The 25,855-nt window shown below is 31.5% G+C and carries 27 protein-coding genes and 1 tRNA gene; 20 read left to right on the forward strand and 8 right to left on the reverse strand.

The window, feature by feature from the left end; translation table 11 throughout:
* Positions 1-24: 24 nt before the first annotated feature.
* The 4 genes from NMK29_RS07015 to NMK29_RS07030 are packed head-to-tail and all read left to right on the forward strand — an operon-like array spanning position 25 to position 3,393.
* Positions 25-813 (forward strand): CPBP family intramembrane glutamic endopeptidase, encoded by a 789-nt coding sequence (locus NMK29_RS07015; RefSeq protein WP_108804551.1) that lies wholly within the window; start codon positions 25-27, stop codon positions 811-813.
* Positions 814-871: 58 nt separating this feature from the next.
* Positions 872-1,321: a hypothetical protein gene (locus NMK29_RS07020; RefSeq protein WP_108804550.1), complete on the forward strand. Its 450-nt coding sequence runs from the start codon at positions 872-874 to the stop codon at positions 1,319-1,321.
* Between the two features lie 51 nt (positions 1,322-1,372).
* Positions 1,373-1,792 carry a hypothetical protein gene (locus NMK29_RS07025; RefSeq protein WP_159092298.1) on the forward strand — a complete coding sequence of 140 codons (420 nt, stop codon included), beginning with the start codon at positions 1,373-1,375 and terminating at the stop codon, positions 1,790-1,792.
* A gap of 14 nt (positions 1,793-1,806) precedes the next feature.
* On the forward strand, positions 1,807-3,393 hold the full coding sequence (locus NMK29_RS07030) for a S41 family peptidase (RefSeq protein WP_108804548.1): 1,587 nt from the start codon (positions 1,807-1,809) through the stop codon (positions 3,391-3,393).
* Positions 3,394-3,420: 27 nt separating this feature from the next.
* On the opposite strand, the gene rlmH is transcribed toward NMK29_RS07030, so the two are convergent.
* The gene (rlmH, locus tag NMK29_RS07035) at positions 3,421-3,894 is read right to left on the reverse strand and encodes a 23S rRNA (pseudouridine(1915)-N(3))-methyltransferase RlmH (RefSeq protein WP_108804601.1); all 474 of its coding nucleotides are present in this window, start codon (positions 3,892-3,894) and stop codon (positions 3,421-3,423) included.
* An 84-nt stretch (positions 3,895-3,978) separates the two neighbouring features.
* Here rlmH and nadC point away from each other — a divergent pair, with 84 nt between their 5' ends.
* From nadC to priA, 7 genes are all read left to right on the forward strand, one after another.
* The gene (nadC, locus tag NMK29_RS07040) at positions 3,979-4,836 is read left to right on the forward strand and encodes a carboxylating nicotinate-nucleotide diphosphorylase (protein ID WP_108804547.1); all 858 of its coding nucleotides are present in this window, start codon (positions 3,979-3,981) and stop codon (positions 4,834-4,836) included.
* Between the two features lie 3 nt (positions 4,837-4,839).
* The gene (locus NMK29_RS07045; RefSeq protein WP_108804546.1) at positions 4,840-5,757 is read left to right on the forward strand and encodes a YihY/virulence factor BrkB family protein; all 918 of its coding nucleotides are present in this window, start codon (positions 4,840-4,842) and stop codon (positions 5,755-5,757) included.
* Between the two features lie 36 nt (positions 5,758-5,793).
* The gene (locus NMK29_RS07050) at positions 5,794-6,357 is read left to right on the forward strand and encodes a chalcone isomerase family protein (protein ID WP_108804545.1); all 564 of its coding nucleotides are present in this window, start codon (positions 5,794-5,796) and stop codon (positions 6,355-6,357) included.
* Positions 6,358-6,503: 146 nt separating this feature from the next.
* Positions 6,504-7,067 (forward strand): chalcone isomerase family protein, encoded by a 564-nt coding sequence (locus tag NMK29_RS07055; RefSeq protein WP_108804544.1) that lies wholly within the window; start codon positions 6,504-6,506, stop codon positions 7,065-7,067.
* 110 nt (positions 7,068-7,177) lie between these two features.
* On the forward strand, positions 7,178-7,606 hold the full coding sequence (locus tag NMK29_RS07060) for a DUF2147 domain-containing protein (RefSeq protein WP_108804543.1): 429 nt from the start codon (positions 7,178-7,180) through the stop codon (positions 7,604-7,606).
* A gap of 106 nt (positions 7,607-7,712) precedes the next feature.
* Positions 7,713-8,279, forward strand: coding sequence for a chalcone isomerase family protein (locus tag NMK29_RS07065; protein ID WP_027391115.1), 567 nt, complete (start codon positions 7,713-7,715; stop codon positions 8,277-8,279).
* A gap of 103 nt (positions 8,280-8,382) precedes the next feature.
* The gene (gene priA / locus NMK29_RS07070) at positions 8,383-10,836 is read left to right on the forward strand and encodes a primosomal protein N' (protein ID WP_108804542.1); all 2,454 of its coding nucleotides are present in this window, start codon (positions 8,383-8,385) and stop codon (positions 10,834-10,836) included.
* A 110-nt stretch (positions 10,837-10,946) separates the two neighbouring features.
* On the opposite strand, the gene NMK29_RS07075 is transcribed toward priA, so the two are convergent.
* Positions 10,947-11,660, reverse strand: coding sequence for a LytTR family DNA-binding domain-containing protein (locus NMK29_RS07075; protein WP_035084012.1), 714 nt, complete (start codon positions 11,658-11,660; stop codon positions 10,947-10,949).
* Between the two features lie 161 nt (positions 11,661-11,821).
* On the opposite strand from NMK29_RS07075, the gene rpsF reads away from it, so the two are divergent.
* From rpsF to NMK29_RS07100, 5 genes are all read left to right on the forward strand, one after another.
* Entirely contained in the window at positions 11,822-12,160 is a 339-nt protein-coding gene (gene rpsF, locus NMK29_RS07080; RefSeq protein WP_027391118.1) for a 30S ribosomal protein S6, read from the forward strand.
* Positions 12,160-12,459 carry a 30S ribosomal protein S18 gene (gene rpsR, locus NMK29_RS07085; protein ID WP_174412104.1) on the forward strand — a complete coding sequence of 100 codons (300 nt, stop codon included), beginning with the start codon at positions 12,160-12,162 and terminating at the stop codon, positions 12,457-12,459. The genes rpsF and rpsR overlap by 1 nt, the downstream gene beginning before the upstream one ends.
* A gap of 16 nt (positions 12,460-12,475) precedes the next feature.
* Positions 12,476-12,928, forward strand: coding sequence for a 50S ribosomal protein L9 (gene rplI / locus NMK29_RS07090; protein WP_027391119.1), 453 nt, complete (start codon positions 12,476-12,478; stop codon positions 12,926-12,928).
* Between the two features lie 109 nt (positions 12,929-13,037).
* Positions 13,038-16,241, forward strand: a complete 3,204-nt coding sequence (locus NMK29_RS07095; RefSeq protein ID WP_108804541.1) for a carboxypeptidase regulatory-like domain-containing protein — start codon at positions 13,038-13,040, stop codon at positions 16,239-16,241.
* Positions 16,242-16,340: 99 nt separating this feature from the next.
* Positions 16,341-16,820: a DUF6495 family protein gene (locus NMK29_RS07100; RefSeq protein WP_108804540.1), complete on the forward strand. Its 480-nt coding sequence runs from the start codon at positions 16,341-16,343 to the stop codon at positions 16,818-16,820.
* A gap of 17 nt (positions 16,821-16,837) precedes the next feature.
* Here the strand turns inward: NMK29_RS07100 and NMK29_RS07105 are convergent, their stop codons facing one another.
* Complete coding sequence (locus tag NMK29_RS07105; RefSeq protein ID WP_108804539.1) at positions 16,838-18,079, reverse strand: ABC transporter permease; 1,242 nt, start codon at positions 18,077-18,079, stop codon at positions 16,838-16,840.
* Positions 18,080-18,298: 219 nt separating this feature from the next.
* On the opposite strand from NMK29_RS07105, the gene hisS reads away from it, so the two are divergent.
* Both hisS and NMK29_RS07115 read left to right on the forward strand, forming a co-directional pair.
* Positions 18,299-19,669: a histidine--tRNA ligase gene (gene hisS / locus NMK29_RS07110; RefSeq protein WP_108804538.1), complete on the forward strand. Its 1,371-nt coding sequence runs from the start codon at positions 18,299-18,301 to the stop codon at positions 19,667-19,669.
* A 67-nt stretch (positions 19,670-19,736) separates the two neighbouring features.
* Positions 19,737-20,207 carry a hypothetical protein gene (locus NMK29_RS07115; protein WP_159092297.1) on the forward strand — a complete coding sequence of 157 codons (471 nt, stop codon included), beginning with the start codon at positions 19,737-19,739 and terminating at the stop codon, positions 20,205-20,207.
* A 115-nt stretch (positions 20,208-20,322) separates the two neighbouring features.
* Here the strand turns inward: NMK29_RS07115 and NMK29_RS07120 are convergent.
* Positions 20,323-20,396, reverse strand: a tRNA-Met gene (locus NMK29_RS07120).
* A 154-nt stretch (positions 20,397-20,550) separates the two neighbouring features.
* Here NMK29_RS07120 and NMK29_RS07125 point away from each other — a divergent pair.
* Complete coding sequence (locus NMK29_RS07125; RefSeq protein WP_027391125.1) at positions 20,551-20,943, forward strand: START-like domain-containing protein; 393 nt, start codon at positions 20,551-20,553, stop codon at positions 20,941-20,943.
* Positions 20,944-21,009: 66 nt separating this feature from the next.
* Positions 21,010-21,858 (forward strand): aminotransferase class IV, encoded by an 849-nt coding sequence (locus tag NMK29_RS07130; RefSeq protein WP_108804536.1) that lies wholly within the window; start codon positions 21,010-21,012, stop codon positions 21,856-21,858.
* On the opposite strand, the gene NMK29_RS07135 is transcribed toward NMK29_RS07130, so the two are convergent.
* From NMK29_RS07135 to NMK29_RS07150, 4 genes are all read right to left on the reverse strand, one after another.
* Positions 21,855-22,415: a YqgE/AlgH family protein gene (locus NMK29_RS07135; RefSeq protein WP_108804600.1), complete on the reverse strand. Its 561-nt coding sequence runs from the start codon at positions 22,413-22,415 to the stop codon at positions 21,855-21,857. The two genes, NMK29_RS07130 and NMK29_RS07135, sit on opposite strands and share 4 nt — an antisense overlap.
* Before the next feature lie 132 nt (positions 22,416-22,547).
* Positions 22,548-22,820, reverse strand: a complete 273-nt coding sequence (locus tag NMK29_RS07140) for an HU family DNA-binding protein (RefSeq protein WP_027391128.1) — start codon at positions 22,818-22,820, stop codon at positions 22,548-22,550.
* Between the two features lie 186 nt (positions 22,821-23,006).
* Positions 23,007-23,957 (reverse strand): methionyl-tRNA formyltransferase, encoded by a 951-nt coding sequence (gene fmt, locus NMK29_RS07145; RefSeq protein ID WP_108804535.1) that lies wholly within the window; start codon positions 23,955-23,957, stop codon positions 23,007-23,009.
* Positions 23,958-23,962: 5 nt separating this feature from the next.
* Positions 23,963-25,855 carry an ATP-dependent DNA helicase RecQ gene (locus tag NMK29_RS07150; RefSeq protein WP_108804534.1) on the reverse strand — a complete coding sequence of 631 codons (1,893 nt, stop codon included), beginning with the start codon at positions 25,853-25,855 and terminating at the stop codon, positions 23,963-23,965.

Here is a 25,855-nt window from a genome sequence, read left to right on the forward strand (position 1 = left end):
TGTAACATAAAAAGAATACATAAAATGTTCAAATCAAAATTTTGGAACCAACTTATAATCTTTGTAATTGCTATAATAACTATTTTAATAGCTAGGGAATATTTTTCTAACCTACTGATTGAAAAAGGAATTAAATCATTTCAGATACATACGTTTTTAAATATTGGATCAAATCTGCTTTTAATTTTAGTTTCGATAGTATTAATACAAAATAATGGAATTTCTGAAATCGCAGGAATAAAACGAACAAAACTAAAAAGATGGTATCTATTACTTTTTCCTCTTGTCTATTTAGTATTACTTAATGGATTATCTATAGATGAAATGGATAGAGAACCGCTAATTTCTAATATTCTTGTGTTTGCAATATATTCTTTGTCCATTGGTTTTGCAGAAGAATTAAGTCTTAGAGGTTTTTTACAGTCCTATTTAATCAAACACTTAGGTACTACAAAAAGGAATATAGTTTTATCCGTATTAATTTCTTCTTTATTTTTTGGATTACTGCATTTAATAAATTTTGATAATGGCTTTTATGGAGAATTGTCTCAAGTTATGTATGCAACATTTATCGGAGTTATGTTTGGAGTGTTATTAGTTATTACCAAAAGAATTTATCCTTTAATTATTATCCATGCTATCATTGATTTTGTTGGAGATTTTGATACAATTGGACTTAATATAAACAACACGATGAGTGAAAGCAGTTCATTAGAAAGTGCTGCCCTTATAGCTTTACTGGTATCACCTTGTTTACTATATGGAGTTTCACTTATGAGAAAATATCCACTACAAGATAATATAGAAGAATGAAAAATTAAACATAACATATTAGAGTGAAAAATCAATCATTAATCAAAAAACAAATATTATGAAAACACTAATTTTAATTATTACCAGTTTTGTATTAGGTTTATTAACTACCAATGCGCAAACAACAGAAACGAGTTCATCAAAATCTTCTTCAGAATTTTCATTTACATATGACTCCGATGCAGAAAACAAAAAGTTTTATAGATCTTTTGTTACGCTGGATATGGATGATAATTATAGAATAAAAATAAAATTTATGAAGTATATGGAGTCTAATGTAAAATCATATTTAATTGATCAGTTTGGGAAAGAAAATATGATCGAAAAGAATGATTCTTATGTGTGGAGTAAAGGTTTAGAAGAAGAGGAGGTTTATCAAGTAAGGCTAAAAGGAAATAGGTTAAGAATAAATGTTAAAAAAGAACTGGCATCCGATAAGTTACTTAAAAGATTTACTCAGATAGGTAAAGAACTAAAAAAACTAACTTCAGAATCAGCTGGTAGTTAGAGAAATAAGTAGAAACATCAATTAATAATCATTAATCAAAAAACAAGTAGTATGAAAACAATCATTTTTATGTTGTGTGTAGCGCTGGCTATGCCAACTTTAAACGCGCAGACAAGTTCTAATTCTAAAATTACAGTTAATTATTCTAGTGATGACACTAGTGATAATGGGTATAAAATAAATATCTCTATTTCTAACACTGATGATGCTTACAGCTTAAAAGCAAGTTTTCCTTCGCATAAAACAGAGAAAGTAAAAAAGTTTCTGAATGAACATTTAGAAGTAAAAATGTCTAAAAATTACAGTTCTTATATGTGGAATTATAACAATAAAGGAAGTGAAGGATATAGGGTAAAACTTAGAAAAGGTAAATTATCCGTTTTTTTGGATAAAGAAGCAATATCAATTGATCTGGTAGAAGATTTGATAGATGCATTTAGTGATTTAAGAGATTTAATTAAAGATAAATAAAATAGTATATCTTAATGAACAAAGTAATTATATGGGTGATGTTTTTTATATACATCATTTCAATCAATGCCCAACAGGATCAAAAGAAGTTTCTTACCACAAAACAAATATCAGATTTGTATGATATGATGATTTCTGAAATCGAATATGTTGATGCAGAGGCCATAGAGGTAAGAAATAAAACAAAGCAGGTTAATTGGGATCAATACAAAGCCTATCATAAAAAACAGTTCGGGAAAGCCGATAGTTATAAAAACTTAAGAAAGAAATTTCTTGATTTCGGAAAAGGGTTTACTAGTGGGCATTCTTATTTTAAGTTTAGTTATCCAATAGAAAAACAAAAAAAGGATAGGTTAGAGAGTTCCGTTAAAATTGGATTTACATATCCAGAAATGGTTTTTTTTGATTTAGAATCTAAAAAAACAATCTCAAAAATTAACGATGTATCTCTCAAAGATATTTTTGATCATTTTGTAAACTATGAGACCAGAGCGAATGGAATAGGAAATTGTCAGTTTGGTTTTAAATATAGATTTGAGCACGGCGCGTTAAAAGTAAAAGGTGATCTTCCAAAGCAAATAACTTTTGAAGATGGCAGTCAAAAAGAAGTGACTTATGTTATTAACAACGATGCAGAATCCTCTTATGATCGTTATATGAAGAGGATTGATCTTAATGAATACCAAGATTGGCAATTAGTAGAAAAAGGTTACAAAACAGCGTTACTTATTAAAGATAGTATAGCCTTAGTCAAAATTAAAAACTTTGCTTATAAGAGTGGCGATAGTGATTTGAGATGCACAACTGCGGTAGGTGATTCTACAGTATGTAGTGATATTGTAAAAATCAGAAATGGTTTAAAATCAGTTGAAAATGATATAAGTTATGTGATTTTTGATGTTCAGAGTAATCCTGGTGGAAATGAAAACTCATCATTTCTGGCTGAGTTTTGCCCATCAGAATTTAAAGACCTAAGGGTGCAATATAAGAAAACTGTTATCCTTGAAGATAATGACCTTAGAACTGCATTGTCCTATGGTTTTCCAGGAGCAAACAGATGGTTTGACGAAATTTCTGAAAATGGGATTTATGAAAAAACTGAAAATGGAAGTTTTTTACCGCCAAGAGGTGATTTCTGTAGAGGTGGAAATAAGTGCGAACTGAAATATATTGAACCTAATCAGACCGCTAGGAGGAAGGTGAAAAAAATAATAGTTTTAGTTAACGAAAGAACTGCGAGCTCAGCAGATGATTTTGTATATAGAATGAAAGAATATGGTAATGCTATTATTGTTGGTCAGCCACAATCTGCAGATCTAACATTTGCTCTAATTGGGATTGTTTTTTATGTAGACGATCAAGGCAATATAAAGAAAATGTACACAGATAATAGTCAAAGAAATTATGATGTTTCAGGAACAGAACTCTTTCAATTTTCCATACCCTATTCTAGAACAGTGAATAAAAACGGTGAAATGCTTCAAGGAAATCCACTTACACCTGATCTGTTAGTTAAAATTACTAAAGATGATTTTGAAAATCGAGAACGTATCGTGCTAAATAAAGCTATAGAAGAGTTTGTTACTAAAGATAAGAATTAAGTAATTTTAAAAATCTAAAAATGAGTCTTATCGATGATGATAAGGCTCGTTTTTTAGAATAGTAAATCCTCTATATAATTGTTCTATAAAAAACAACCGAATCATCTGATGGGAAAACGTCATTTTAGATAATGAAAGTTTACCATTGGCTCTATGATATACTTCTGGGCTAAACCCATATGGACCACCAATAACAAAAATCAATTGTTTAATACCACTATTCATATGTTTCTGTAAAAGCTGAGAAAAACCTACAGAATCATATTGTTTTCCGTTTTCATCTAATAAGATTAGAACATCAGAAGTAACTGTTTTGCTTAAGATGAGTTTTCCCTCTTTATCTTTTTGTTGAGCTTCGCTGAGGTTTTTAGAATTTTTTATATCAGGTATAATTTCAAAAGTAAACTTGATATAAAATCCTAATCTTTTTGTGTATTCAGAGATAAGATCTTGTAGTTGTTTATGATCTGTTTTACCAACTGCAATTAATTTAATAGTCATAGATATAGTTTCTTTATTGACTTTGTACTTCCAACTTCGTACTTCCAACTTCTTTTCCTACTTTAGCAAAAATAACCATTCAATATGATTACAAAAGCTCAATTTGATACAGAAATTGAATTAATAATAGCAAATGCCATACGAGAAGATGTTGGAGATGGAGATCACAGCTCGTTAGCATGTATTCCAGATACAGTAACAGGTAAAGCTAAGTTGTTAGTAAAGGATGAAGGTATATTAGCAGGTGTCGATTTTGCTAAGAAAGTATTTAATTATGTCGACCCTAAAATGGAAGTTGAGGTAATAATAGAAGATGGGTCCCAAGTTACGTATGGAGATATTGCATTTTATGTTTCCGGAAGTTCTCAGTCTATTCTTAAGGCAGAACGATTGGTTCTTAATGCTATGCAGCGAATGAGCGCTATCGCTACTAAAACAAATCAGTTTGTACAGTTATTAGAAGGAACAGGAACTAAAATTCTCGATACTAGAAAAACAACGCCAGGAATTAGAGCCTTAGAAAAATGGGCTGTAAAAATAGGTGGAGGAGAAAATCATAGATTTGCATTATATGATATGATCATGCTTAAAGATAATCATATTGATTTTGCAGGTGGAATTACAAAAGCAATAGAGAAAACAAAAAAATACTTAGCTGATACGAATAGGGATCTTAAAATAATTGTAGAAGCTAGAAATCTTGATGAGATTAAAGAAATTCTTAGGACTCCCGGAGTTTATAGAATTTTGATCGATAACTTTAATTATGACGATACCAAAAAAGCGGTAGAACTTATTGGAGATACTTGCCTTACCGAATCTAGTGGTGGGATAAATGAAAAAACAGTTCGTAAATATGCTGAATGTGGTGTAAATTATATTAGTAGTGGGGCTCTAACACATTCTGTTTATAATCTTGATTTGAGTTTGAAAGCAGTATAATATATGTCAAAAGCAGTTGAAGATAAACTAAATAAAATACCGATTATTAATATTCTAGTTAAGATCGGTAAAAAAGTTATTCTTCCTGGTTTCGAAGGTCTTTCTGTATATGATTTGGTAGAGATTTATACTATTGGAATTGTAAAAGGAACGTTTTCTGCAAGAGCAAGTGCTATTTCCTGGAGCTTTTTTTTATCTCTTTTCCCGTTTCTACTTTTTCTTTTAAACTTAATACCAATTATCCAAATAGATGGTTTTCAAGAAAATTTCTTCGAATTTATAACCTCTGCGCTACCTAATCAATCTAAATTATTCTTTGAAGAAATATACACCGATATTTCTGCTAACCCTAGAACAGGTTTATTATCTACAGTTTTTATTTTATCATTGTTTTTAATGACTAATGGGATCAATGCGGTTTTTTCAGGGTTTGAATATTCATATCATGTAACATTGAATAGAAATTTTGTAAAACAATATATAGTAGCGCTAGGAGTCTCTTTGATCGTGGCATCATTGTTGCTTATTACCGTAATAGTAACATTATATTTTAGTTACTTGTTAGAAGATCTAAAGGAAATGGGAGTCATGGACAATACTGTCTTCTGGTTACAATTTGGAAAATATGGATTATTTGTATTAATGATTTTTCTTGTAGTAGCTACACTGTTTTATTTTGGAACAACTGAAGGAAAAATGAACAGATTTTTTTCTCCAGGAGCATTTATGACAACAGTATTAATAATAGTAACAACCTATTTATTTGGAATATATATTGATAATTTTTCTAACTATAATAAATTATATGGTTCTATAGGAGCAATGTTAATTCTAATGGTGTACATATGGCTTAATGCTAATTTACTCTTATTAGGTTTTGAATTAAATGCTTCACTTATTAAATTGAAGAAGAATTTTTAATATTTTAGCATCATACAAACATTTAATTTAACAAAAATGAAAAAACTAAGCTTATTATTTATTCTTTTAGCAATTGTAGGAACTACTCAGGCTCAGGTTAAAGTTGGAGATGCTACATTACCAAATACGGTAACTTTTAGTGGAGAAGACTTAACAATTAACGGAGCAGGAATGAGAGAGAAGTTCTTTTTTGATATCTATGCTGGAGGATTATATTTAAAAAAGAAAAGTAAAAGTGCTAGTTCTATTGCAGAAGCAGATGAAACGATGGCAATAAAATTACATATATTATCCGGAATGATGTCTCGTAGTAAAATGGAATCAGCGCTTAGAGATGGTTTTAAAAAATCTACTAAAGGTAATACAACATCCTTAGATAAGAGAATTAATACTTTTGTTGGTTTCATTAAAGATGAGATTGAAGAAGGACAGATTTATGATATTGTATATGAGCAAGGTAAGGGAAGTGTAATCTATAAAGATGGAGTAGAAAAAGGTTACGTAGAAGGATTAGACTTTAAAAAAGCTCTATTTAATATATGGATAGGTGATAATCCAGCAGATAAAGGATTAAAAAATGAAATGTTAGGTGCTTTTTAGGATAAAAAGTGTTATTTTAGCGGTGAAATACACAATTTAACGTTTTTTTTTCTGTTTTTACTATGCGCGCATAGCAAATTTTATTACTTTTGTGTAATAAGGAAGAATTTTAATATTAATACACCCCAGATAAAACTTTAACAAAGATGAAAAAAATTACTTTACTAATCGTAGCGTTTATTTCTTTAACAACTGCTACGGCGCAAATCAGAGTAGGTAAAGCTGTATTGCCCTATGAAGAAAACTTTGGTGAAACAGATCTTAAGTTAAATGGAGCTGGGATGCGAGAAATGTTATGGATTGACTTATACGCAGGAGGACTTTATTTACAGAAAAAGAGTAAGGACCCCAGAGCTATTCTAGATGCAGATGAAACAATGGCTATAAAATTGAATATAGTGTCTGGTTTCGTAACGCAAAAGAAAATGATAAAAGCGGTTCAGGATGGTTTTAAAAAAGCAACTTTTGGTAATACTAAAGCGTTAGATGAAAGAATCAATAAGTTTATTAATTTTTTTAATGAACCTATTGTCAAAAATGACATTTTTGATATAGTATATGTAAAGGGTAAAGGAGTACAGGCTTTTAAGAATGGAAAAGAACTTGGAGTGATAGAAGGAAGAGATTTTAAATATGCTTTATTCAAAATATGGTTAGGTGATGAACCAGCTAGTGAAGGAATTAAGAATGGAATGTTAGGACTTCAATAGTTCTCTATTCTGTAATATTATAAAAAAGCTATCTGATATTCAGATAGCTTTTTTGTTTTAGCTTCATATTTTCTATATTGAACACTTAAGTATAAAAACAATTAATTACAATGGATATCTCTAAAGTTCTTATTATAACATTATTATTGCTGACTAGTTTAGTGAATGCGCAAAGTGAAATTATTGGCAAATGGAAGACCATTGATGATAATACAGGTGAGCCAAGGTCAATAGTAGAAATTTATAAAAAAGGAAATAAGTTGTTCGGAAGAATTGATCGAATTTTAAAAGAATCTGACCGTAATCAACTATGTAAGGAATGTGAAGGAGATGACTATAATCAACCAATAGAAGGAATGGTTATTATCAAAGATTTACAAAAAGATGGGGATGAATATGAAGATGGTACTATAATGGATCCAGAAAATGGGAAAGTATATAGATGTAAAATTTGGTTGGAGGAAAATGATCCTAATACGTTGAATGTTAGAGGGTATATTGCTTTTTTATTTAGAACCCAAAAATGGGTCAAAGCTTAATTATTTTAAGCTTAAAAATCTTCTATAAAGAAAATTTTAACATTTTTTATTGTTAGTTTTTAGAAAAATACAGAACTAAGTCTTTGTAATAATTAAAAACTAAATCATGAAAAAAATAATTACCCTATCTATCTTATTAGTCGTTACGACTATTACAACTGCTCAAATACGAGTAGGAGATGCAGTAATACCTTATAAAGTAAATTTTGAAGGAGAAGAGCTTACACTAAATGGAGCTGGTGTTAGAAAAGTATTAGGAGTAGAAACATATTCTGGAGGATTGTATACGGTTAATAAGTATACGGATGATAGAAAGGTTTTGGATGCTGATGAAAGTATGTCTATTCGATTAGTTATCAATTCTAAAAAAGTAACTAATAAAAGAATGAAGAAAGTGTTTAGAAAAGGTTTTGATGACGCTATGTTTGGTAATACTCAGAGTTTAGATGCTAGAATTGATCAGTTTTTAGAATTGTTTGGTAGTACGACTCAGATTAATGACTTCTTTGATTTAGTGTATATTAAAGGAAAAGGAATACGAACTTTTAAGAATGGAGAAGAAGTAGGTTATATAGAAGGAAGAGACTTTAAATATGCTTTATTTAAAATATGGCTTGGAGATGAACCAGCGTGCAAGCTTATAAAAGGAGGAATGCTTGGACAAAATGGATAAATAATTAGATACCCCAAAATAAGCAAAAGGCTGATCAATTGATCAGCCTTTTGTTGTATATAATAAGGGTAAAAATGTATTTTTGTTTGAATCAAAAGTATCGATGACGTATTTTATAGATGTAATCCTACCTATTCCTCTTAATAAAGAGTTTACTTATAGTGTTAACGAAAATGAAGCACATTTTTTAAAGCCAGGAATGCGAGTTGCTGTACAATTTGGTAAGAGTAAAGTCTATGCGGCCTTAGTTACCAGCGTACATCAAAAGGCTCCTGAAGTATACGAAGCAAAGGAGATTGAGCATATTTTAGACGAAACTCCTATAGTAACAACAAATCAGTTAAAGCTTTGGTCATGGATTTCTCAATATTATATGTGCTCAAAAGGAGAGGTGATGCGAGCGGCACTACCTAGTGCTTTTTTATTAGAAAGCGAGACGATTATTCTCAGAAATGACAACAATACGATTGACGAAAGTGGATTAAAGGATGATGAATTTCTGTTATATGAAGCTTTACAACATCAAAGTTTACTTCGAATACAAGAAGTAATGGATATAATTGGAAAAAAAAATGTTCTTCCTTTAATTAAAAGATTGTTAGAAAAAGAGATTATTACCGTACAGGAAGAGATTTATGAGCAATATAAACCTAAGCTTGTAAGATATGTTAGACTAGTATCTGAATATACACATGAGAAAAGTTTACAATCATTATTGGATTCGTTAACTCGTGCTCCAAAACAACGGGATGTATTAATGCATCTATTTATGTTACAAGCTAAAAGTGATAAATCAATTAAAGTAAGTGAACTTGTAAAAGCTTCTGGTAGTAACGCATCAGTGATTAAGTCATTAATTAATAAAAATATATTAGAAGAATATCATCAGCAAACGGATAGAGTTCAATACGAGTCTGATGTAGTGGCTGTTACTAAAGAGCTAAATACTTATCAAGAACAAGCGTTAAAGGATATCAAGGAACATTTTTTAGAAAAAGATGTTTGTTTGTTTCATGGAGTCACATCTTCTGGAAAAACAGAAGTTTATGTAAAATTGATAGAAGAGCAGCTACAAAATGGAAAACAAGTTCTGTATTTATTACCCGAAATAGCATTAACGACTCAATTAATAAGTAGGTTGCAGGAATACTTCGGAGAAAAATTAACCGTATATCACTCTAAATATTCTGTAAATGAAAGGGTAGAGGCTTGGAATAATGTAAAAGATTCTAAATCTAAAGCCCAGATTGTTATAGGAGCGAGATCATCAATCTTTTTACCATTTACTAATTTAGGTTTGATTATAATAGATGAAGAACACGAGAGTTCATTTAAACAGTATGATCCAGCACCAAGATATCATGCTAGAGATACTGCAGTAGTGTTGTCTAATATGTTTAAAGCCAAAGTAGTTTTAGGTTCAGCAACTCCGGCATTAGAGTCGTATTATAATGTAGAACAAGGTAAATACGGTTTGGTGGAATTGACAAGACGTTATGGTAATGTTTTAATGCCAGATATAAACCTTGTAGATTTAAAAACAAAATATAAGAGAAAAGAAATGACGGGGCATTTTAGTGACACCTTGTTACTTGCTATTCAAGATGCACTTAAAGAAAAAGAACAAGTCATTTTATTTCAAAATAGAAGAGGATACTCTCCTGTTGTAGAATGTAATACCTGCGGTCATTCTCCTCAATGCCCTAATTGTGATGTGAGTTTAACATACCATAATTTTCGAAATCAATTACGATGTCATTATTGTGGATATCATATAGCAATGTTACAAAAATGCCTTGCGTGCGATAGTCATGAATTAACAACAAAAGGTTTTGGGACAGAGCAGATTGAAAATGAACTTAAAGAATTGTTTCCAGAACATAATATTGGCAGAATGGATCAGGATACAACCAGAGGTAAACACGGGTATGAAAAGATTATAAATAAGTTTGAAGATGGAGAGATTGATATTTTAGTTGGAACACAAATGCTTACTAAGGGGTTGGATTTTAGGAATGTAACATTAGTAGGTATTATGAATGCAGATAATCTTCTTAATTTCCCTGATTTTAGAGCCCATGAAAGAAGTTTTCAGTTGATGCAACAAGTTGCAGGGAGAGCAGGGAGAACGAGTAAGAGAGGGAAAGTATTAATTCAAACTTATAACCCGTTTCATCAAATCCTTCAACAGGTATCCGTTAATGATTATTCTGGTATGTATAAAGATCAAATAGAAGAACGCTATCAATATAAATATCCGCCTTTCTATAGAATTATTAAGATTACTGGGCGCCATAAAGATTATAATAAAGTAAATGAAGCTACTTTGTGGTTAGCGAAATCACTTGCGATGACTTTTAAAGAAAATGTATTAGGACCAGAATTCCCTCCAATTTCTAGAATCAGAAATCAATACAATAAGAATATCTTAATAAAAATACCTCACGGGCAATCTTTAAAAAAGACGAAAAATTTTATAAATAAAGTACAGAATTCTTTTAAAAGTATAAAAGAGTTTTCAGGTGTTAGAATTATAATTAATGTGGATAATTATTAATTAAAGGATCATCTTATATCCGTTAACGAATATAATATTGTCAAAAATAAAAAGTCCCATCTTAAGAAAAGTGGGACTTTATTTTGTTTGTTATTAGTAGTAAAAAATCTTTATCCGCTTAAAGCTTCTATTAAAGAATGTTTCTTATGTCTACTAAGAGGTATTTTTTCGTCGGCAATTTCTATATTGCGACTGTTATATCGTTCTACCTTGTCTAGGTTTACAATATATGATTTATGTATTCTTAAAAATCGATCACTAGGAAGTTCTGCTTCAAAGGATTTCATAGTAGCTAATACTACTATTGGATCTCCATCTTCCATAATTAATTTTACATAATCACCTAAAGCTTCAACATACTTTAATTGACTTAAAAATATTTTACGCTTTTTTAGATTACTTTTCACAAAGATATAGTCATCGTCTTCAATAGATGCTTGTTCAGAATTTAAACGAGACATACTAAGCGCTTTTTCTACTGCAGCATTAAATCGATCTTTTTTAAGAGGTTTTCTTAAATAATCAATTGCATCGTAATCAAAGGCTTTAAATGCATATTTCGTTTTTCCAGTAACAAAAATGATATGAGGTTTATTTTCTAGATCATCCAAAAGGTCAAAACCAGTAAGGATTGGCATTTCAATATCTAAAAATAATAAGTCAACCGGAGTATCTAATAATCCGTTTTTTGTCTCAATAGCATTGTTCCATTCTGCCACTAATTCTAGGGAAGAATGTTCATCTATTAATTTAACAATAGCCAGTCTTTGTAGACGTGAATCGTCTACTACCGCACATTTTAATTGAGATTGTTCCACTTGCATAGGTTAATATTCTATACAATATTAATGAATATATATTATTTCCACAAACATTTTACGCTTTTTATCGATAAAAGATGTGTTTCGTCGAAGCGTTTTTTAGTTTGAAAATCAAAAAAATAATGTTACTTTTGCAGCCAATTTTAATTAAAAATAGATTTTTTATGAATCATTATGAAACTGTTTTCATCTTGAATCCCGTTTTATCTGAAGAACAGATAAAGGAAACAGTTAAGAAATACGAAGACATTCTTGTTTCTAACGGTGCCAAGATGATATCCAAAGAAGACTGGGGACTTAAAAAGCTTGCTTACGCAATCCAGCACAAGAAAAGTGGTTTTTATCACTTATTTGAGTACACTGTACCAGGAGAGGCTATCAACACAGTAGAGGTTGAGTTCAGAAGAGACGAAAGAGTAATGCGTTACCTTACTGTTCGTTTAGATAAGCATGCAATTGCTTGGGCTGAGAAAAGAAGAAATAGAAACAAACAAAAAGCTTAATTATGTCATCTATAGAACAACAAGCTAAAGGAAAAAAAGATGGAGAGATTAGATATCTTACTCCATTAAATATAGATACTTCAAAAACTAAGAAGTACTGTCGTTTCAAAAAGTCAGGTATCAAGTATATCGATTATAAAGATCCTGATTTCTTAATGGCATTTGTAAACGAGCAAGGTAAATTATTGCCTCGTCGTCTTACTGGAACTTCTCTAAAATATCAACGTAAAGTGAGTGTTGCTGTAAAAAGAGCAAGACACTTAGCATTAATGCCATACGTTGGTGATTTATTAAAATAAAATTCGTCATAACATTATGGAACTTATATTAAAGAAAGACGTTGAGAATCTAGGATTCGCAGACGATGTAGTAGAAGTGAAGAACGGTTATGGACGTAACTTTCTAATCCCTGGAGGTTTTGCTGTATTAGCAACTCCATCTGCTAAAAAAGTATTAGAAGAAACGTTAAAACAACGTGCTTTTAAAGAAAAGAAAGAAATCGAAGATGCTGAGAAAATAGCTAAGAAAATAGCTGGATTCGAAATCAAGATTGCTGCTAAAGTAGGATCTGGTGATAAGTTATTCGGTTCTGTTTCTAATGCAGATGTTTCTGAAGCATTAGGAAAAGAAGGTGTTGAACTTGAGAAAAAGTTTATCACTGTTCCAGGAGGAACTATTAAGCGTTTAGGTCAATATGAAGCTTCTGTTCGTTTACATAGAGCTGTAATTACACCGGTTGCTTTTGAAATAGTTGCTCAAGCAAAATAATTTGATTTTTTAAACCGGTTGATAACTGGTTTATAATAATATAGAAAACCGCTCATTTGAGCGGTTTTTTTTATTTAATTTATATTTAGTTCACACAAAAAAACAACCGATGAAAAAAACTCTTTTAACCTTAGTTTTTGCATTATTGGCAATAACAATTCAAGCTCAGGTAACAACTTCTAATATTTCAGGATTAGTGTACGATAACGCTAATCAATTATTACCTGGAGCAAATATTACGGCAATACATTCACCTACAGGAACTACGTATGGTGGAACTACTAATTTTGATGGTCGTTTTGATCTTATTAATTTAAGAGTAGGAGGACCATATCGAGTAACAATAAGTTATGTTGGTTTTAAAAAGAAAGTGTATGATGATGTTTTTCTTCAATTAGGTCAGACGTATAATATAGATGTTGTTATGATAGAAGATGATAATCAACTTGAGGAAGTAGTAATCACTACCAATAAGAATGCTACCTTTAGTAGTGAAAGAACTGGAGCGGAGACCAGTATAGGGAATAGAGAGTTAAAATCATTACCTACAATTACACGTTCTGCGGCTGATTTTTATCGTTTAGAACCTACGGCTTCTAGTAATGGTTCTTTTGGAGGGAGAAATGATCAGTTTAATAATTTTAGTTTAGATGGCTCTATTTTTAATAATCCTTTTGGATTGGATGCTGCCACACCAGGTGGTCAGGCAAACGCCCAACCAATATCACTAGATGCGTTAGATCAGATTCAGGTTTCTACTGCGCCTTATGACGTAACCCAAGCTGGTTTTACGGGAGCATCTGTAAATGCGGTTACAAAAAGCGGTACTAATGAATGGAAAGGTACTGTGTATGGTTTTTATCGTAATCAGGATTTAACCGGAGATAAAGTAGGAGATGATGATATTATAGTTCCTGATCTTACCCAGGCTCAATATGGATTGAGTGTTGGAGGACCAATAATAAAAAATAAATTGTTCATTTTTGGAAATTTTGAAATTGATGATCGAGAAGATTTAGGTTCAAATTTTTTAGCAGCTAGACCAGGAGTAATTGGAGCTAATGTTTCAAGAGTATCAGCAGAAGATTTGGATTATGTTTCTCAACAGCTTAGTTTACTTGGTTATGAAACAGGGCCTTATGAAGGATACACGCATAATACAGAATCAACTAAAGGGATTTTAAAACTTGATTGGAATATTAATAATAATCATCGGTTAGCATTGATCTATAATTTTTTAGACGCATCCCGAGATTTACCTGCGAATCCAGAGGCTATTGGTAGAAGAGGACCTGACTTAACAACACTACAGTTTAGAAATGCTGGATATACCATAAATAATAAGATTAATTCATTTTTAGTAGAACTGAATTCTAATTTTGGAGGAAACATTTCGAATAAATTTCAAGCTGGATATACATTTTTTGATGATAGTAGAGATCCATTTTCTGCTCCGGCCCCACCGATTAATATAGCGCAAGATGGTGTACGGTATATTGTGGCAGGTCACGAACCTTTTTCTATTAATAATAGATTAGAACAGAAAGTATATCAGGTTACGAATAATCTAAATATAGTTACTGGTAAACATACCATTACTTTAGGAGGAAGTTTTGAGAGATTCGAATTTGATAATTCTTTTAATCTCGGATTGTATACTTATTTTAATGGAGATGGTGGAGTAGGTACATTTGCTCCTGATTTTGATAGCGTTCGTATAACAGCGGGTTCCACTAATAGTTTTGAACAAGCTATTAATAACGGCCTTATTGCGGAGGCTTTGGCAAATGCTCAAAATGTTTTTGACACAAATAATGCTACTGATAATTGGGCGTTGGCAGAAACTAATGTGGGGCAATTGGCATTTTATGCTCAGGACAAATGGAGAATGAGTGATCAATTTACGCTTACATATGGTATTAGGGTGGATCAACCTCTTTTCTTTGATACCAGAGATAAAATTGCCGAAAATATCGAAAGAGCGGCTGGAGGCGAATTTCCTGATGGTAATTATCAACCAGGAATTACATATTTTGATGAAAATGGAACTCCCACAAACTTGAATAGTTTAGATCTACCTTCTAAAAAGCTGTTAATTTCTCCACGATTAGGATTTAATTATGATGTAAAGGGAGATAAAACAATTCAAATCAGAGGAGGTACCGGTATTTTTACAGGACGTCTTCCATTCGTGTGGATAGGTAATCAGGTAGCAAATCCAAATTTCTTTTTCTATACCACATCCGCTCCAGATTTTCAGTTCCCACAGGTATTTAGAAACAGTTTGGGTGTAGATTATAAGTTTAAAAATGGCTTGATTGCTTCTACTGATATTATTTATACTGAAGATATTAACGCGCAAATGGTAAGAAATTATGGATTATCTACCCCTTCGGGAACGTTAAATGGAGCAGATGAAAGACCTATTTATCTTGCGTCTGATAGAGCGGTAAATGAATTTGGTGGCACAACCAATGCTTATGTATTTACAAATACCAATGTTGGTTATTCATTTAACTGGTCATTTAAGCTTCAGAAAAGTTTTAAAAATGGATTGTTCGCTAGTGTTGCTTATAATTTCTTGGAGGCAGAAGATGCAAGTTCACTAGATGCAGAAATATCAAGTGATGCGTATGATAGAAACCCCGCTATTGGTAATGTGAATCAAGCTGTGAGTACCGCCTCTAGATATGGTGATAAGCATAGGATTGTTGGGCAGATAAATAAATCTTTTAGTTATGGAAAAAATAAACAATGGAGAACTTCTTTAGGAGCTTTTTATGAGTATGCTCAGGGAGGAAGATTTTCATACACATATTCAGGCGATATAAATAATGATGGTTCAGTTCTAAATGATTTGATTTATATACCTACCGAATCTGAACTAGCATCGTATAACTTTAGTGGAACAATAGCCGAGCAAGCTGATCAAAGAGCAGCTTTAGAGGCCTATATACAGCAAGATGAATATCTAAGGGAACGTAGAGGAGATTATGCGGAGAAATATGCGATTCTGAGTCCTTGGAGAGGAAGATGGGATATAAAGTTATTACAGGATTATGATTTCCAAATAGGTGATAAGACAAATACCATACAGTTGAGTGTAGATATTCTAAACTTTGGTAATTTATTAAATTCTGATTGGGGAGTAATAGAAATTCCTGTAAATGATCAGCCAATTGGTGTTACTGTTGATGCTACTAATACCCCAACGTATTCTTTTGATACTTCTCAGACCAGAACCTTTGCTAATGACTTTAGTTTAGATTCTAGATGGCAAGCACAGGTTGGACTTCGATATATTTTTAACTAAAAAAAAGAAATTCTGTATTAGATTTAAAAATCCGTTCTTAATTTATTAGGAGCGGATTTTTAATTATCACTATTTTTGCACCCAATTTTATTAAAAGAAATGAAATATAGAAGGCTTACGAAAGAACAGTTAGAAGAATTACACCAAGAATTCATTAATTTTTTAGCTACCCAATCTATAACTGCAGATGAGTGGAGTGATATTAAACAGAATAAACCAGAAGTAGCAGAAGAAGAGTTAGATATTTTTAGCGATTTGGTTTGGGAGGGTGTTTTGAGTAGTGCTCAGTTTTTAGAACATTTTTCTAAGGATCAGATACATCTGTTTTATTTAGGAGAAACAGACATGCATTTGATTGCAATTAAAGTGAATGTCCCTGATATAGATATTACTACACAAGAGGGATACGATTGGTTGAGGAATAATCTACTAGATGATCAAGTAGCTTTTTATAACGCGAATAAAGAATACACAGAGGATCCTAACATGGATAAGTTTAAACTTATTTTACAAGGAGCTAATATTACTAAAGGCGAATTGTATCAGTATTTTGAAAAACTAGTTGAACAAAAGTCATAATTATTCTTTTAGATTAATTACTCATACCTTAGGGATTCAATAGGGTCTTGTCTTGCAGCTTTGACCGCTGGATATGAACCAGAAACAACGGCTGTTAAGAATGAAGTGACTACCGCAGCAAAGATAGCTAACCAAGGAACTGCAAACTCAAAACCGGAGACAGCTACTATAATTGCTCCAATAGTTACTCCTAGTATAATACCAACGATACCACCAATTTGACCAATTATTACAGTTTCCATAAAAAATTGACTCGATATAGTGTTCTTTTTAGCTCCAAGTGCTTTACGAACACCAATTTCTCTGGTTCTTTCTGTAACAGAAACTAACATGATATTCATCAAAGCAATAGAGGATCCAAAAATGGTAATGATACTGATAATCCAAGCAGCCCAATATAAATAAGATGTAATACTAGATATACGGTTAATCAGATCATCACTACGTTCTAAACCAAAATCATTTTCTTCTACAGGATTTAGTCCTCTTATTTTTCTAAATGTAATAATTGCTTCATCTTGAGCACCTTCTAAGAATTGTTTATCGTCTACTTTAACGCTAATGTTATAATTGATATTTGGTAATGTGTATATAGAGCGCGCAACTTGCAAAGGAATTAAAACTTTAAGATCTTGATTGTCTCTAAATGTTGCCCCTTTACTTTCTAAAACACCGATAACTTTAAATTTTACACCTCGTATACTGATTGTTTTGTTAATAGGATCTGTGTCTTTGAAAATATTCTTTTTAAAATCAGAACCAATTAAACAAACATTGTTATTATTTTCGATATCAAAAAAAGTGAAGCTTCTTCCAAATTCTACTTCGGTTCCTGTGTTTTCTAAGTAATTTTCGTTTACACCAACGACAGAAGCTTCTGGATCCGTTTTTTCATTTTCGAATTTAACTTCTGCATTTCTAGTACCACTGAAGGATACGGAAGTTTTGGAAAATGGGTATTGAAACTTTTCTTTAAACTGTCTTACATTACGATAACTAATTATAGGATTTATCTTCTCTCTTTCACCACTCCCGCCACGTCTTGTTGTAAACTCATATCGTTGAATATTAAAGGTATTAGATCCCATAGAGGCAAAATCTCCGGTAATGGTATTTTCCAGGGCTCCAAGAAATGTTAGGATACCAACTAATGCAGTAATACCTATGGCGATAATTAAAACAGTAAGAATCGTTCGTAAAAGCTGACCTTTTATGGAGTCTAAAGCTATACTGATATTCTCTCGAAAAAGTGAAAACATAATGGGTGAATTAGTATCTTTTGAAGTATAAGACTACAAAATGAGCTTAAAGTTACTCAAAAAAGTAAATTTTATTAATATAAGTAAAACTCTTTATGCTTTTCGTGTAAAATTTTAAAGCTTTTTTAGATATTTACATCCTTTAATAATTGATAATTAGTAGAAGTATTTCGGGGTTAGAAATATCTTTTATGATTTAAAAAATAGAACGAAACGGACATGGCACAAAAACCATCCATACCAAAAGGAACACGTGATTTTTCTCCAGTAGAAGTAGCTAAGAGAAGTTATATAATGAATACAATCAAAGAACAATTTCAATTGTTCGGTTTTCATCCTATAGAAACTCCAAGTTTTGAGAATAGTGATACGTTGATGGGTAAATATGGAGAGGAAGGAGATCGATTAATATTTAAGATATTAAATAGTGGGGATTATCTTAGTAAAGTGGATAATACTTTGTATGACAGTAAAGAAAGTGGCAAGATAACTCCTAAAATCAGTGAAAAAGCACTCCGTTATGATTTAACAGTTCCTTTTGCTAGATATGTAGTACAACACCAAAATGAGATTGATTTCCCGTTTAAACGTTATCAGATACAACCAGTATGGCGTGCTGATCGTCCGCAAAAAGGGAGATTTAGAGAATTTTATCAATGTGATGCAGATGTAGTAGGAAGTGAATCTTTATGGCAAGAAGTTGATTTTATTCAACTGTATGATAAAGTATTTAGTAAATTAGGGTTAGATGGTGTCACGATTAAAATGAATAACCGTAAGATTCTTTCGGGAATAGCAGAAGTTATTGGAGCAAGTGATAAACTGATCGATTTTACAGTGGCGCTTGATAAGTTAGATAAAATTGGAGAGGAAGGTGTTAAAAAAGAGATGATTGCTAAAGGGATATCAGAAACTGCTATAGACAAAGTAAAGCCACTTTTTAATTTTACAGGAACTACTTCCGAAAAAATAGATAAATTAAAAGAGTTGTTAGTATCTTCTGAAGAAGGAATGAAAGGAGTAGAGGAGTTGGAGTTTATTATAAGTACGATTACAGAAGTACCTCTTGATAAAGCTTCTCTTGATTTAGATGTTACCTTAGCGCGTGGGTTGAACTATTATACCGGAGCAATTTTTGAAGTAGGAGCGCCAGCAGGCGTAAAGATGGGATCTATTGGTGGTGGTGGACGTTACGATGATTTAACTGGGATTTTTGGTTTAAAAGATGTTAGTGGTGTTGGAATTTCTTTTGGATTGGATAGAATTTATCTTGTTTTAGAAGAGTTGGATTTGTTTCCGGATACAGTAGCACCATCTACAAAAGCATTATTTATTAACTTTGGAAAACAAGAAGCTTTATACAGTTTAAAGAGCATAAATCAACTTAGGGGGGATGATATAGTTGCAGAGCTTTATCCCGATAGCGCCAAAATGAATAAACAAATGAAATATGCTAACAAAAGAGAAATTCCATTTGTGATTTTAGCAGGTGCCTCAGAAATGGAAAACGAGAATTTTACCGTTAAAAATATGCAAACTGGATCGCAGGAAACAATGAATTTAGAAGAACTGAAATTACTTTTAAAGTAAGATAAACCAATAATTTTGTAAACCAAACTAAAAATAATACTATATTAACTACCCTAAAACTATAATTATGAAAAATATCTTATTGAGATTTCTTTTATGTCTTTTATTGATTTCTGTGGTTTCTTGTAAAAAAGACCCTAAGTCTGATAAAGTGGAAGTAATTGAAGAACTAGTAGACTCAACAGATGTTGTAGAAGTTGTAGAAGAGAAGAAACCAGTAGTAAAAAAGAAAAAGAAATCTACAAAAAAGAAACCTAAGAAAGAAACGATAAAGCTTCCGGCAGGAGCTCCTTCTTTTAGTAGTATTGAAGCTAAAAAATACATAAGAGATTATGAAGCTTACGTTTCTAAATATAAAAAAGCTGTTGAATCTAAAGCGGATATGGATGCTTTTTTAAAATTGAGTGAATCTAGTTCAAGTCTAACTAAACAATATAGGAAATTAATATCAACACTTCCTGCAGGAGAAATTGAAAAAATGAGTAAATACATGCAGGAAAAGACAAAACAAATAGACGCCTTAAATAGACAGATGTAGGTCTAAACGGCACCAATTTATAATTAAGAAAACCATTCATTTATTGTGAATGGTTTTTTTATTCTTTTTTTTAAACTAAAAAACCCCTGAAAAACAGGGGTTTAACGAATTACTGTAGCGAGAGGGGGGCACGATCCCCCGACCTCTGGGTTATGAATCCAACGCTCTAACCAGCTGAGCTACCTCGCCAAATAGATGCTACATCATTTTAATTCGGGTGCAAATATAAAAACAAAAAGCATTGTAGCAAACAATAAAGTAGAATTAATTTTTTCAAATACTCTTTTCAATATTTTTAAAGTAAATAATTAATCTATATATTGGCTTACTAACAATTTGCAATATGTCTGAAAAAATAAAATACGAACTTGAATTTGTAATACAATCTTCTCCACAACTATTATATCAATATATATCTACTCCATCAGGACTTTCTGAGTGGTTTTCGGATAATGTAAATTCACGTGGTGAAATGTTTACATTTATTTGGGATGATAGTGAGGAGGAAGCAAAACTGTTAAGCAAAAAAAGCGGAGAAAGAATCAAATTTAGATGGATGGCCGATGATGAGGATGGTAATGATTATTTCTTCGAATTACGCATACAGGTTGATGAAATAACAAAAGATGTTTCTTTGATGGTTACTGACTTCTCTGATGATGATGAAATTGATGAAAATAAAATGTTATGGGATAATATGATCGGTAATTTAAAACAAGTTTTAGGTTCTGCATAAATCCTTTATTTTTATAATGTATATTTGCCCCGCCCAATGATTTATTGGTAATAAGGGGCTTTTTTTATGGTCAATATTAATGGAAATTTAATCGTAGATAATGAAGCTACATTATCTATTACTAATAGAGGATATGCATACGGTGATGCATTATTTGAAACGATACGTGTAAATTCGGGAACAATTCTTTTCTGGGAAGATCATTACTTTAGATTAATGGCTTCTATGAGGATTCTAAGGATGGAAATACCAATGAATTTTACTCCAGAATTTTTACAACAAAAAATTTTAGAGCTAATTCAAGAAAATGGATTTATGAATTCATCTGTTAGGATTAAAATTATTGTTAACAGAAAAGAAGGTGGATTGTATACGCCTAATTTTAATGGTATAGATTATTCTATTTCTGTAGCACCTTTAAATTCTTCATTTTATACTATTTCTAGTACTTCTTATGAAGTTACATTGTTTAAAGATCATTACATAGCTCCTGATTTGTTATCTACATTAAAATCTAATAATAAGTTGGTAAATGTTTTAGGAGGTGTTTTTGCAAAAGAAAATGGTTTTGAAAATTGTTTATTACTAAACACTAATAAAATGGTTCTTGAGGCATTAAACGGTAATCTGTTTTTGATAAAAGGAAACAAGATCAAGACTCCACCAGTTGCTGACGGTTGTTTAAAAGGGATTTTGCGTACTCAATTGTTGAGAATTTTAGAGAAATTACCAGAGTATGAGGTAGAAGAAGCATCGATTTCGCCATTTGAACTTCAGAAAGCCGATGAGTTGTTTATTACCAATGTAATTAAAGGAATACAGCCTATTACCAAGTTTAGGAAAAAGGAATATACATCAGAAACAACAAGAAGATTGCTTGGTGTATTAAATGCAAGAATAAGAATAGGAGGTTAGTTATAACTAGGATCTTCTGGAGCATTTGACCATAGAAGGTATTCTCCACCTAATTCGATCATCTTTTCTTTCCAGAAAGTATCATAGGATTTACCAATGATATTTTTTTCATAAGTGTTTTTTACAATTACCCAAGAATTAGCTTCTAATTCTTGTATAAGTTGCTCTGCATCCCAACCAGAATACCCTAAGAAAAAACGGATTTCATTGGGTGTAATTTTGTTTTCTTCAATTAAACTTGATACTACCGAAAAATCGCCACCCCAATAAATACCAGAAGAAATTTCTACACTATTTGGAATCAAATTAGGAACCTTATGTATAAAGTATAAATTATCCTGTTCTACTGGTCCACCATTGTATATTTTAAATTCCGCTTCAACTTCAGGGACTAGATCCGATAAAACGTAATCTAGTGGTTTATTCATAATAAAACCAATAGAACCTTGATCACTATGATCTGCAAGAAGTACAACCGAACGATTAAAAGAAACATCACCGATGATAGACGGCTCGGCAATCAAAAGATGTCCTTTTGAGGGTTGTAGTGAAATCATAGTTGGTGTAGTTTGTATTAAAACTAAATAATTATTTTTAATAATCAAAGAGGATGTTACACTTTTACTGATAATGCATAAAAAAAAGCTCTCTAAAAAGAGAGCTTTCTATAATATCAAAAACTAAATAAATTAGTTAACTGAACTAGATAAATCTGCACCAGCTTTGAACTTTACAACATTTTTAGCAGCGATCTTGATAGTTTTACCTGTTTGAGGGTTTCTACCTTCTCTTGCAGCTCTTTTAGAAACTGACCAAGAACCGAATCCTACTAAAGAAACACGGTCACCTTTTTTAAGAGAACCTTCAACATTTCCTAAGAAAGATTCTAAAGCTTTCTTTGCTGCTGCTTTTGTAATTCCAGCGTCAGCTGCCATTGCATCGATTAATTCTGTTTTGTTCATAATTCTGTTTTTAAATTAATTGTTGGTTAAACCAAATTTTTGTTAAACGCTCTACAAATTTATACGGATTTATGATTCGTGCAAGGATTAGCCCAGTAAATACGGGGTTTTGTTGATAACTCAGGACGATTGTTAATAAACCTGTACGTTTTCTATGAATTTTCTTACTCTAGTGATAGCAAGGGCTCAGGCCATTTTAGCATCCTTGTAAAAGGTGTACCCGTTTAAGAGTGCTTTAGCTTCCATAGCTTTTTTCCCCGGAAGTTGGATTTTATTTAGAATAATGTACCCATTATGAACTGCTACCTTGATTATAGAATCTTCTACGATAATTTTTCCGATATCAAAATTATGTTCTTGTTCCTCTATTTCAGTATCATATATTTTAATGGAGACTTCTTCGCCTTTATTATATAATAATGACCAAGCTGCAGGGTAAGGACTTAAACCTCTAATAAGATTGTAAATAGTTTTAATATTATCATTCCAATTAACCTTAGTATTGTCTCGATGGAGTTTGTATGCAGTTTTTAATTCATTATCTTCCTTGGGCTGCATTTTGGTTGAAACCGTTTCGTTCTCAATTGCTTTAATTGTATCGATTACTAAAGAAGCTCCGTTTAACATTAATCTGTCATGAAGTGTTCCAGCAGTTTCATTATCCTGTATTTCAATTTCTTTTTGAAGAATAATGTGCCCAGTGTCTATCTTTTCATCAATAAAAAAAGTGGTAATACCTGTTTTTTGTTCACCATTTATAATAGCCCAATTAATAGGAGCTGCTCCTCTATATTGCGGTAATAAAGATGCGTGAAGATTAAATGTACCATATTTAGGCATATCCCAAACTACTTTTGGCAACATTCTAAAAGCCACAACAATATTTAGATTAGCCTGTAATTCTTTTAAGTTTTCAATAAATCCCTCATCTTTTAAATTTGTAGGTTGCAGTATAGGTAGGTTTTGTGATAATGCATATTCTTTTACCGCAGAAGCTTTTAATTTTCTACCTCTTCCTGCTGGTCTATCCGGAGCGGTAATAACACCAACTACGGTATAGTTATTTTCTATAATTGTTCGTAAGGTCTCTACGGCAAAATCCGGAGTTCCCATAAAAAGAATCTTTAAATCTCTCATTATTTTTATACTAGTTGATAGTTATTGTAAGAATCAATTCTTATGATGTTATGTTCATTTAATTCTCTAAGGACTTTTAAGGCTATTTCTTCAGGACATTTTAATTGCATTAAAAGATCTCTAGAGGATAATTCATTTTTTTGTAAAAGATTGATTACTGTATTTCTGATTTCTCTAGGATCAATTGAGTTAGCATTATTAATACGACATACGCTGCACATACCACAATCTTTAGTGTCCTTTTCTCCAAAGTAATCAAGCAGTTGCCTGCTTCTGCAGGTTGTTTCATTTTGCACGAATCTAATCATGGTTTTTACCTTATTTGATTTAGAAGCGTGTAGTTCTTTAATAAATGGTTTTATGCGATTAATAGTATGATCATCTTCTCTTGGAACTAAAAAGGTAATATCTGCATCAGTTAATTGATTATGAAAAACAAGTAGTTCTGCGTCTTCTAATCTTTTTAAAACATCTATAACTTCTTTTTCACTGATGTTTATTTTAGATGCGATTAGCGATAAATTTATTTTTACTTCTTCATCAAAAACACCTCCGTATGTTCTAAGAATAGCTTTGGTGGTTAACTCTAAATGGGGATTTTTTTCTAGGTATCCCAATAAATGATTTCCCGTGGTTGTAATATGAAGTGAACTTTTTTTAGTATATCGTTGTGTAAAATTAATAACACTGCAACGATCTAGAAATTGTAATGCATTATATGTTATTAGAGTGCTAAGGCTATAAGTCTTGCAGAATTCATTAAAATTAAAACCATGAGTAGTTTGTTCACCTTCTCCATAGGATATCCTGAAATAATTACACAATTTTCGATATATTAATTTTACGAAATCTACATCAGGAAGTACTTTGATAAATTGATTTTGAACTCTAACAATATCATTTTCGTTCTTAAGAAGAAAAGCATAAGAAATCTCTCCATCTCTTCCTGCTCGTCCTGCTTCCTGAAAATAACTTTCGATACTCTCAGGGATATTGTAGTGTATAACAGTTCTTACATTAGCCTTGTCGATTCCCATACCAAAAGCATTGGTTGCAACCATAACACTAACATCTTCTCTTAACCATTGATGAAAACGTTTTGTTTTTTCCTTAGAGTCAACACCGCCGTGATAGTAAGTAGTTTTGTATCCGCTAGCGTTTAAAAAGTCACTAATTTCTACAGCAGATTTTCGATTTCTAACATAAATGATGGAACTTCCTTGATATCGTTTTAAAATCCTAACAAGTTTATCATTTTTATCTAAAGTGTGATAAACCATATACCCTAAATTATTTCTAAAAAAGGATTGCTTATATATTTTAGGTTGAAATAAATCTAATTCCTTGATTATGTCATCTGCAACATTAGGAGTTGCAGATGCAGTAAGAGCAATCATTGGAACAGCTGGTTTAATTTCTCTTAGTATTTTGATTTTTTTGTATGATGGTCTAAAATCATTACCCCATTGTGATATACAATGGGCTTCGTCAATCGCAATAAGATTGATATTCATTTTTTTTAACCGCTCTTTTACTAAATCTTGTTGTAGTCTTTCTGGGGATAGATATAAAAATTTATAATTACCATAAATACAGTTATCTAAAAGCGTGTCTAATTCTGAGTATTTAATTCCACTAGTTAATGCAATGGCTTTTATACCTTTTTGTTGTAAATGTTCAACCTGATCTTGCATAAGGGCAATTAACGGAGATATAACTATGCAGATTCCAGGTTTAACTAGTGCAGGAATCTGGAAACAAATAGATTTACCACCTCCTGTAGGAAGTAAAGCAAATGTGTCATTATCTTCTATAACAGCATTGATGATATCTTCTTGTAGTGGTCTAAAAGAATCATGATTCCAAATCTTTTTTAATAATTGGATAGGGTTGGTCAT

Source organism: Aquimarina sp. Aq107, from assembly GCF_943733665.1.
Lineage (GTDB): Bacteria > Bacteroidota > Bacteroidia > Flavobacteriales > Flavobacteriaceae > Aquimarina.

Bases quoted from the DNA above. Each gene is read 5' to 3' on its own strand.
- NMK29_RS07075 (WP_035084012.1), bottom strand. From the start codon at position 11,660: ATGCAAGTGGAACAATCTCAATTAAAATGTGCGGTAGTAGACGATTCA.
- rlmH (WP_108804601.1), bottom strand. From the start codon at position 3,894: ATGACTATTAAATTAATTGCAGTTGGTAAAACAGATCATAAACAACTA.
- NMK29_RS07150 (WP_108804534.1), bottom strand. From the start codon at position 25,855: ATGACCAACCCTATCCAATTATTAAAAAAGATTTGGAATCATGATTCT.
- NMK29_RS07100 (WP_108804540.1), top strand. From the start codon at position 16,341: ATGAAATATAGAAGGCTTACGAAAGAACAGTTAGAAGAATTACACCAA.
- NMK29_RS07140 (WP_027391128.1), bottom strand. From the start codon at position 22,820: ATGAACAAAACAGAATTAATCGATGCAATGGCAGCTGACGCTGGAATT.
- hisS (WP_108804538.1), top strand. From the start codon at position 18,299: ATGGCACAAAAACCATCCATACCAAAAGGAACACGTGATTTTTCTCCA.
- NMK29_RS07030 (WP_108804548.1), top strand. From the start codon at position 1,807: ATGAACAAAGTAATTATATGGGTGATGTTTTTTATATACATCATTTCA.
- NMK29_RS07125 (WP_027391125.1), top strand. From the start codon at position 20,551: ATGTCTGAAAAAATAAAATACGAACTTGAATTTGTAATACAATCTTCT.
- NMK29_RS07025 (WP_159092298.1), top strand. From the start codon at position 1,373: ATGAAAACAATCATTTTTATGTTGTGTGTAGCGCTGGCTATGCCAACT.
- NMK29_RS07055 (WP_108804544.1), top strand. From the start codon at position 6,504: ATGAAAAAAATTACTTTACTAATCGTAGCGTTTATTTCTTTAACAACT.
- NMK29_RS07135 (WP_108804600.1), bottom strand. From the start codon at position 22,415: ATGATTTCACTACAACCCTCAAAAGGACATCTTTTGATTGCCGAGCCG.
- NMK29_RS07015 (WP_108804551.1), top strand. From the start codon at position 25: ATGTTCAAATCAAAATTTTGGAACCAACTTATAATCTTTGTAATTGCT.
- fmt (WP_108804535.1), bottom strand. From the start codon at position 23,957: ATGAGAGATTTAAAGATTCTTTTTATGGGAACTCCGGATTTTGCCGTA.
- rpsF (WP_027391118.1), top strand. From the start codon at position 11,822: ATGAATCATTATGAAACTGTTTTCATCTTGAATCCCGTTTTATCTGAA.
- nadC (WP_108804547.1), top strand. From the start codon at position 3,979: ATGATTACAAAAGCTCAATTTGATACAGAAATTGAATTAATAATAGCA.
- rplI (WP_027391119.1), top strand. From the start codon at position 12,476: ATGGAACTTATATTAAAGAAAGACGTTGAGAATCTAGGATTCGCAGAC.
- NMK29_RS07050 (WP_108804545.1), top strand. From the start codon at position 5,794: ATGAAAAAACTAAGCTTATTATTTATTCTTTTAGCAATTGTAGGAACT.
- NMK29_RS07045 (WP_108804546.1), top strand. From the start codon at position 4,840: ATGTCAAAAGCAGTTGAAGATAAACTAAATAAAATACCGATTATTAAT.
- NMK29_RS07095 (WP_108804541.1), top strand. From the start codon at position 13,038: ATGAAAAAAACTCTTTTAACCTTAGTTTTTGCATTATTGGCAATAACA.
- NMK29_RS07130 (WP_108804536.1), top strand. From the start codon at position 21,010: ATGGTCAATATTAATGGAAATTTAATCGTAGATAATGAAGCTACATTA.
- NMK29_RS07115 (WP_159092297.1), top strand. From the start codon at position 19,737: ATGAAAAATATCTTATTGAGATTTCTTTTATGTCTTTTATTGATTTCT.
- NMK29_RS07060 (WP_108804543.1), top strand. From the start codon at position 7,178: ATGGATATCTCTAAAGTTCTTATTATAACATTATTATTGCTGACTAGT.
- NMK29_RS07065 (WP_027391115.1), top strand. From the start codon at position 7,713: ATGAAAAAAATAATTACCCTATCTATCTTATTAGTCGTTACGACTATT.
- NMK29_RS07105 (WP_108804539.1), bottom strand. From the start codon at position 18,079: ATGTTTTCACTTTTTCGAGAGAATATCAGTATAGCTTTAGACTCCATA.
- priA (WP_108804542.1), top strand. From the start codon at position 8,383: ATGACGTATTTTATAGATGTAATCCTACCTATTCCTCTTAATAAAGAG.
- NMK29_RS07020 (WP_108804550.1), top strand. From the start codon at position 872: ATGAAAACACTAATTTTAATTATTACCAGTTTTGTATTAGGTTTATTA.